The sequence below is a fragment of the Armatimonas sp. genome (genome assembly GCF_964826245.1).
In genome coordinates this window covers 1-6,649 of the sequence record NZ_CBAYMC010000235.1, presented here as the reverse complement: position 1 = coordinate 6,649, position 6,649 = coordinate 1, and the positions used below count along the sequence as shown (strand labels likewise).

Sequence of the window (6,649 nt, the reverse complement as noted above, 5' to 3'; positions counted from 1 at the left end):
GTGATGGCACTTGCCACGGCGGCACAGCTCTCAAAATCACAGTCGCCCACATCGTGGCCACGGCCCTCGACGCGGTTGTAGCCTGCATCTAAGACCACCACGCCGGGCTTGAGCATGTCGCCGGTGATCAGCTCGGGGCGACCCACAGCGGCGACCAAAATATCAGCTTGGCGGGTGATCTCGGCGAGGTTTTTTGTCTTGCTATGACAGATCGTCACCGTTGCGTTGGCATTGAGCAGCGCGATGGCCATGGGTTTACCTAGAATCACGGAGCGCCCGATCACCACGGCGTGCTTACCTGCGGGGTCTATGCCGTAGCGCTGCATCAGGGTCATCATGCCCTGCGGTGTGCAGGAGACAAAGCTTGGGTGGCCCAGCACCAGATCACCTAAACTAGCCCGCCCGATTCCATCGACATCCTTGGCAGGATCTACAGTGGCGAGAATCTCGTCCTCATCCAGTCCCTTGGGCATCGGGTGCTGTACCAGAATTCCATGGACGTTGGGGTCGGCATTGAGCTGGTGAATGCAGGCAAGAACTTCCGCTTGCGTCGCATCACTGCCAAAGACATGCTCAAACGACGTGATTCCTGCCTTGGCACAGGCCTTGCGCTTCATCGAGACATAGGTGATAGAGGCGGGATTGTCGCCTGCGAGGACTGCGGCAAGGCCGGGAGTTATCCCATGAGCCACTTTAAGTTTTGTAGCGCGGGTGGCTACTTCTGCGCGGATCGCTTTGGCAGTAGCGGCACCATCAAGAAGAATAGGTTCAGACACGGTACAGCATTGTACCGTGTCTGAGCGGCTAATTAGCGCAGCTTGAGCACATCAGGAGCTAGCCGGAGATCTTTGAGCAGCGCCGGGTTAATCACGTAGACTTGGCTGGCAGCCTTCACCCAGATCGCGCGATAGCCGACATTGTGGCAGCCGTACTTGGCGTAGAAGTAACCCTTCTCGGTTCCGTAGTCACACTCATCACCCCAGCCAGAGCCCCAGGAGTTCTTGACGATCCACGCGCCCTTGTCATCGTCCCAACCTACCAGCAGAACGGCATGATTGGAAGCGTTGTTGCTGGGATCGACATGATCAAAGACTCCACCGGTGTAGGCCTTGAGATTATTATCTGAGTAGATACCAATCGTGATAGGCCCATGCTCACACAGTGCTTGCTTTAGTTTCTGAACGGAGGGAAGAACGTTAGATTCATCCACAAACCCCCAGGCAAGTGCATCGTAGGGGGTCGCAGAGCTGGAGGGAACACTGGTTGAGGCGGAGCCTGTGTAGGGGGCAGTGACCTCAGCGACCGTTCCCTTACTTGTCAGCCAGGCGGCGGCATCGGCACGATTCCCCCCTGAGGTCGTTCCAGCACCGCTGTAGGCGATCATAAACTGCTCAGAGCCATCTATGTTGATACTGTTACGTACGAGCCAAGACGACTCTAGAGCCGCTGTCACAGCAAATGCCCAGCAAGTGCCAGCCGGTGCTTGGTTGCGAATGCTGGTAACCTTGCCTTGCTTGCGCCAGTCCCACTTCTTCAAACTAGGGTTGGCAACGATATTGAACTCGTAGATCTTTGCACGGAGCGCTGGCTTGGCTTTGACGATTCTCTCGCGTTCTTCTTTATCGAGGTCGAGGATCTTCCGGGAGAGAGGGGCTTGCTTTCTGGCGATGTCTCCAATGTTAGTAGGAAGAATCTCACCGTAGAGCTGGCTGTCTGGTTTATCTAGGACATCGGTGGCCCCGACAGTGAAAGAGTACTTATTTTTGGCAATATCTGCGCGTAGCTGTGTGAGTTGGAGTTTGAGGGGAGCGGAGAGCCTGAGCTCTTTCTGCGCGAAAATCGCTTGGTTCTTCAGTGCGGGCTGTGCGAGGGCAGTAAGCCCACCGACACTGACGAGCAGAATCAGCATACTCCGTCGAGAGAGTTTCTTATTGGACATGCCAGGATTATTCCATGGGGAGGGGGGCTACTAAACCTGTATCACTCTCCGTGAGGGAAATCTCACTCTCGCTGATACTCTCTTGGGCGCGGATCAGCCCGCCGATGACGCCATTGATAAACTTTGCAGCTTCCGGGGTGGAGTACTTTTTAGCAAGCTCGACGGCTTCATTGGCGACTACACCATATGGGGCTCCTGAGAGATCAAAGAGAATCTCGGTAGCAGCGATGCGTAGGATATTGCGGTCTACAATTGTCTGCCGGTCGAGGGGGTAGTGGGTTGCGTGCTGCGCAATGGCGATATCGGCATCATCTTGGTGGGAGAGTGTCCCATCTACAAGCAGACAGCTAAACTCCGCCGCTTCTTCATCAAGCTTGTTTGCCTCGACCGTTTCTTGCTGGGCGATATCACGTGGAGTCTTGCCGACCTCCATCATGTAGAGGATACGCAAGGCCGTTTCACGTGCGGCTCGTCGGGAGGAGGGAGAGGGAGTTTTCGCCATAACGCGGCTATTGTATCGCATGGCCCTCTGCCGACTTTAGGGTGTGGCAGGAACAACCAAGCGCTGACCGGGTTCAAGCTGCCCATTAGGGTTGCCATTCAAGGCGGAGATAAGGGCGATATTGTCCATCGTCGAGGTGCCTTTAGGGCAATAGCGCCTAGCGATGCTCCAGAGGGAGTCTCCCGGAGCAACCGTTACGACTTGCGTTTGTGTGATCTCTGGCAACCGAATCGCGGTTGCCTGTCTCTCTCCTTGAGGGGAGGCTGAGCGTGCCACCCGCGCTGCTAAAGTGATACCAATGATCGCCAGAGTGATCCAGACAAGCCGACGGTAAAACCGTCGTGTCCGTTGGCGCTGACTCGCGCGCACTCTCTGTCTCGCATTGAGATAGAAATGTTTCTCCTCATCACTCCAGAAGCTACCTCTATTCTGACTTTGCCACACCATGATTGCACTCACCTTCTGGCTAAACACTCCGCTGCTACATGACAAAACGGAAAATCCATTTTTAGCAAATTTTCGTTCGCTTTTGCTAGTATATCCGTTCTATTTTTGTTTGTCAACCAAGTGTTTGCTACTGTGCATTTTTCGTTTTTCTTACTCCATATTGATGCGTAAGTCTGGTCTGAGGTTCCTGCGTTGTGATAGAACTAACACCAGTGAGACTACTGGGAGTGGATCTGGGAACGAAGCGTATTGGGATTGCCGTCACCGATGAGCTGGGCTTCGGGGCTTATCCACGCGCGACTCTGGCACGGGCACGCTCACGGGCCGAAGACATTGCGGCGATTTTGTCTTGGGCAGAGCGCGAAAGCGTCGAAGCAATCATCATTGGTCTGCCGCTGAGCTTCCAGGGAACCAAGAATGACTGGGCACTCCACTGCGAAAAATTCTCCGCGGCTCTCGCTGATGCAACCAACTTGCCGATAATTCTTCAAGATGAGTTTCTCTCGTCGCAGGAAGCACAGGCGGATCTGATTGCCGCCGGTGTCTCACGAAAGCGCCGCGATGCTGTGATTGATCAGGCCGCCGCCGTACGAATTTTAGAAAGCTATTTAAAGAGCCAGTGAAGAGATGTATCTGGGCCATCGCGGCCTTTATTGTATTAAGTGGCTGTGGCGGCGATGGACGCCCCGCTGCGGGGCCAGGTGCGACTCCCCTTGAGGTCAGGATCCCCGAGGGCGCGAGCATTACTCGTGTGGGCCAGCTCCTCGAGGAGAAGCATGTCATCCGCTCTGCAAGCTACTTTAAGCGCGTCGCAACCGGGACAATTCTCCCCGGACTCTATGCCTTCTCGCCGTCGGACTCCCCCGAGGCGATCTACCAGAAACTCGCTCATGGTGATGTCTCTTCGATCAAGGTCACGTTCCCGGAAGGCTTTACGATCAAGAAGATGGCGGCGAAGCTTATCGAGAGAGGCGTGCTGACCGACGACACAGAGTTTTTGCAGCTCACTCAAGGGCTTGAGGGGCAGCTCTTTCCGGATACCTACGCGTTCTCCAAAACTGTCACTGCCAAAGAGATCGTCCCGCAGCTTCAGCAGCACTTTCAGAAGCAGACCAAAGGGCTCTCGCTCACACCCGAAGCGCTGATTGTGGCATCGCTGATCGAGCGCGAGGCCGAAACCGATGAAGATCGCCCCAAGATCGCGGGGGTGATCTACAACCGTATCCGGAAAAAGATGCGGCTGCAGATAGATGCCACAGTGCAGTATATTCTGCCGCAGCACAAAGCCCGCCTGCTCTTTTCTGACTTAAAAACGCCCTCGCCCTACAACACCTATCTCCATGCCGGGCTCCCTCCGGGGCCAATTTGCAACCCTGGTCTGGCCTCGATCAAGGCGGCGCTGGCACCGGAAAAGAGCGACAATCTCTTCTACGTTCAGGGTGAGGGGAAAGGCCACATCTTCGCTAAGACCTTTGAGGAGCACCGGGCCAACATCGCCCGGGTTCGTAAGAGCGCCCGTCCATGAGCCTGCTCAAGACAGATCGCATGATACGCCGAGTGAGCGAGCTGGAGCTGGCTTGGCTTGCGGAGCACGGTATCCGAGGCATTGTCTCCGACTTGGACAATACGCTTGCGGCCTGGCACGGCGATGAGATTCCCCGTGATATTTTAGTGTGGCTCGAGGCGGTGAAATCGGCGAAAATCGGTGTCTGCCTCTGCTCCAACACCCGCCGTCCGGTGCGCCTTGCGCGAATCGCGGAGAGACTCGAAATCCACCATGTGCCGGGAAACGCGGGAAAGCCCGGAAAAGCGGGGGTGCTCAAGGCGCTGGAGCTGATGGCCGTTCTGCCCAACGAGGCCCTGATGGTGGGCGATCAGCTCTTCACCGACATGGTCGCCGGAAACCGCGTCGGCCTGACGACCGTGCTGGTTAACCCACTGGCCGACAAAGAATTTATCGGCACGAAGCTCATTAGTCGCAATGCCGAGAAACTCATCCTACGTGGCGAGCGTGCCCGGCCCAGCTAAGAAGCCTACTCTGCGGGGTAGACGGCCTCGACACGGCCATCGGGGTGGCCCACGAGCATGCGTTTTGCCAGCCCGACAAATATCCCCGTCTCTACCACACCGGGCAGAATCTTGAGGCGCTTGTCTAGGATCGCAGGGCGCTGGATTCGCTCAAAAGGCAGATCGAGAATTGAGAGCCCATCATCGCTGACAAACGGCTCACCGCTTGCTTTTAGGCGCAGGTGGGGAGCCACCTCAAACTCCTCCTTGAGCTGTGCCATGAGATTCGCGACCGCGAAGGGAACCACAGCCAGCGACAGAGGAAACGCTCCAAGCTGTGCCACTCTCTTGCTGGAGTCGGCGATCACCACAAACTCTGCCGAAGCCGCTGCTACCAGCTTCTCCCGAACGAGCGCACCGCCCGCACCCTTGATGAGATCAAGCTTGGGGTTGGCCTCATCGGCCCCGTCTATCGTGAGATCCGGGCATGTTTGGGGCGTGAGGGGCACGAGCGGAATCCCCAGGCGAGTCGCATGAGCCACGGTTGTCTCCGAGGTGGGGATGCCATGAATCTTCAAGCCTTCGGTCTGGATACGCCATCCGAGTGCCTCGATAAAATAAGCCACGGTCGAGCCCGTCCCGATCCCGACGATCATGCCGTCGTGAACCAGCTTTGCCGCGACTTCTCCGGCTGCCTGCTTGCCAATGTTTACGTTGCTCATAGTACAAGAGTAAAAAGCCAAAATAAAAGCCCCCTCTCGCGGAGCGGGAGGGGGCTGGTGGATGGTGCCTAGCCCTTCAGCGACTCGCGGAGGCTTTCGAGCTCACCTGCGGAGCCTAGAAGCTCGTTGCGGCTGGCGATGAACTTGGCGTACTCGGCCATGAAGATCTTGCCAGGGGTGCGGAAGTCAAAGTTGCCGGGCTGCTCCTTGAAGAACTCGCGGTGGACGCGGGTCCAGACTAAGCGGCCATCGGTATCAATGTTCACCTTGCAGACGCCGAGCTTGGCGGCGGGCAGGTACTGAGCCGTGTCCACGCCCTTCGCGCCCTTAAGCTCGCCACCGGCGGCATTGATGCGCTCGACTTCATCTTGAGGAACGCTGGAGGAGCCGTGCATGACCAGCGGGAAGCCAGGGAGCAGGTCCTGGATCGCCTTCACGCGGTCGAAGTGGATGCCCTGGCCGCCCGCGAACTTGTACGCGCCATGGCTGGTGCCAATGGCGCAGGCCAGCGAGTCGCAGCCGGAGAGCTTCACGAACTCTAGCGCCTCGTCGGGATCGGTGAGGCAGGCATTTTTCTCGTCTACCTGGACATGTTCTTCCACGCCGCCCAGCATTCCGAGCTCGGCCTCAACAGAGATTCCCTTGGCATGGGCTGCGTCTACCACGCGCTTGGTAATGGCGATATTTTCCTCAAACGGGGAGTGGCTCGCATCAATCATCACGGAGCTGTAGAAGCCGGACTCGATACACTCGTAGCAGGTCTGCTCATCGCCATGATCCAGGTGCACGGCGAAGATCGCCTCGGGGAAGATCTCCTCGGCGGTGCGAATCATTGCCTCTAGCATCTGCTTGTTGGCATAGCTACGTGCGCCCTTGGAGAGCTGGATGATAAACGGAGCCTGGCTATCAATGCAACCTTGGAAAAGGCCCATGATCTGCTCAAGGTTGTTGATGTTGTAAGCGCCGATGGCGTACTTGCCGTACGCGTGGGCGAAGAGTTGTTTTGTTGCGACTATCATTTCGGTTTAGTGT

The 6,649-nt window shown here is 56.8% G+C and carries 9 protein-coding genes; 3 read left to right on the top strand and 6 right to left on the bottom strand.

Annotation, left to right across the window (positions count from 1 at the left end; translation table 11 throughout):
* From AC1XOS_RS18170 to AC1XOS_RS18155, 4 genes are all read right to left on the bottom strand, one after another.
* On the bottom strand, positions 1-776 hold a 776-nt coding region (locus AC1XOS_RS18170), incomplete at its 3' end, for a bifunctional 5,10-methylenetetrahydrofolate dehydrogenase/5,10-methenyltetrahydrofolate cyclohydrolase (protein WP_481963634.1).
* A 32-nt stretch (positions 777-808) separates the two neighbouring features.
* Entirely contained in the window at positions 809-1,939 is a 1,131-nt protein-coding gene (locus tag AC1XOS_RS18165; protein ID WP_481963633.1) for a C1 family peptidase, read from the bottom strand.
* A 7-nt stretch (positions 1,940-1,946) separates the two neighbouring features.
* Complete coding sequence (gene nusB, locus AC1XOS_RS18160) at positions 1,947-2,441, bottom strand: transcription antitermination factor NusB (protein WP_481963632.1); 495 nt, start codon at positions 2,439-2,441, stop codon at positions 1,947-1,949.
* 36 nt (positions 2,442-2,477) lie between these two features.
* Positions 2,478-2,888, bottom strand: a complete 411-nt coding sequence (locus AC1XOS_RS18155; RefSeq protein ID WP_481963631.1) for a LysM peptidoglycan-binding domain-containing protein — start codon at positions 2,886-2,888, stop codon at positions 2,478-2,480.
* 212 nt (positions 2,889-3,100) lie between these two features.
* Here AC1XOS_RS18155 and ruvX point away from each other — a divergent pair, with 212 nt between their 5' ends.
* Genes ruvX through AC1XOS_RS18140 form a run of 3 tightly spaced genes read left to right on the top strand, consistent with a single transcriptional unit; the run spans position 3,101 to position 4,916 of the window.
* Positions 3,101-3,511 carry a Holliday junction resolvase RuvX gene (ruvX, locus tag AC1XOS_RS18150; protein ID WP_481963630.1) on the top strand — a complete coding sequence of 137 codons (411 nt, stop codon included), beginning with the start codon at positions 3,101-3,103 and terminating at the stop codon, positions 3,509-3,511.
* The gene (gene mltG / locus AC1XOS_RS18145; protein WP_481963629.1) at positions 3,508-4,413 is read left to right on the top strand and encodes an endolytic transglycosylase MltG; all 906 of its coding nucleotides are present in this window, start codon (positions 3,508-3,510) and stop codon (positions 4,411-4,413) included. The genes ruvX and mltG overlap by 4 nt, the downstream gene beginning before the upstream one ends.
* Positions 4,410-4,916 (top strand): YqeG family HAD IIIA-type phosphatase, encoded by a 507-nt coding sequence (locus tag AC1XOS_RS18140; protein ID WP_481963628.1) that lies wholly within the window; start codon positions 4,410-4,412, stop codon positions 4,914-4,916. Before mltG ends, AC1XOS_RS18140 begins: the two co-directional genes overlap by 4 nt.
* A 5-nt stretch (positions 4,917-4,921) precedes the next feature.
* Here AC1XOS_RS18140 and rpiA read toward each other — a convergent pair whose 3' ends face one another.
* Together rpiA and AC1XOS_RS18130 are read right to left on the bottom strand one after the other, a co-directional pair.
* Positions 4,922-5,617 (bottom strand): ribose-5-phosphate isomerase RpiA, encoded by a 696-nt coding sequence (gene rpiA, locus AC1XOS_RS18135; RefSeq protein ID WP_481963627.1) that lies wholly within the window; start codon positions 5,615-5,617, stop codon positions 4,922-4,924.
* 68 nt (positions 5,618-5,685) lie between these two features.
* Positions 5,686-6,636 (bottom strand): class II fructose-bisphosphate aldolase, encoded by a 951-nt coding sequence (locus AC1XOS_RS18130; RefSeq protein ID WP_481963626.1) that lies wholly within the window; start codon positions 6,634-6,636, stop codon positions 5,686-5,688.
* Positions 6,637-6,649 lie beyond the last annotated feature (13 nt).

Bases quoted from the DNA above. Each gene is read 5' to 3' on its own strand.
- AC1XOS_RS18165 (WP_481963633.1), bottom strand. From the start codon at position 1,939: ATGTCCAATAAGAAACTCTCTCGACGGAGTATGCTGATTCTGCTCGTC.
- nusB (WP_481963632.1), bottom strand. From the start codon at position 2,441: ATGGCGAAAACTCCCTCTCCCTCCTCCCGACGAGCCGCACGTGAAACG.
- AC1XOS_RS18155 (WP_481963631.1), bottom strand. From the start codon at position 2,888: ATGGTGTGGCAAAGTCAGAATAGAGGTAGCTTCTGGAGTGATGAGGAG.
- AC1XOS_RS18140 (WP_481963628.1), top strand. From the start codon at position 4,410: ATGAGCCTGCTCAAGACAGATCGCATGATACGCCGAGTGAGCGAGCTG.
- rpiA (WP_481963627.1), bottom strand. From the start codon at position 5,617: ATGAGCAACGTAAACATTGGCAAGCAGGCAGCCGGAGAAGTCGCGGCA.
- AC1XOS_RS18130 (WP_481963626.1), bottom strand. From the start codon at position 6,636: ATGATAGTCGCAACAAAACAACTCTTCGCCCACGCGTACGGCAAGTAC.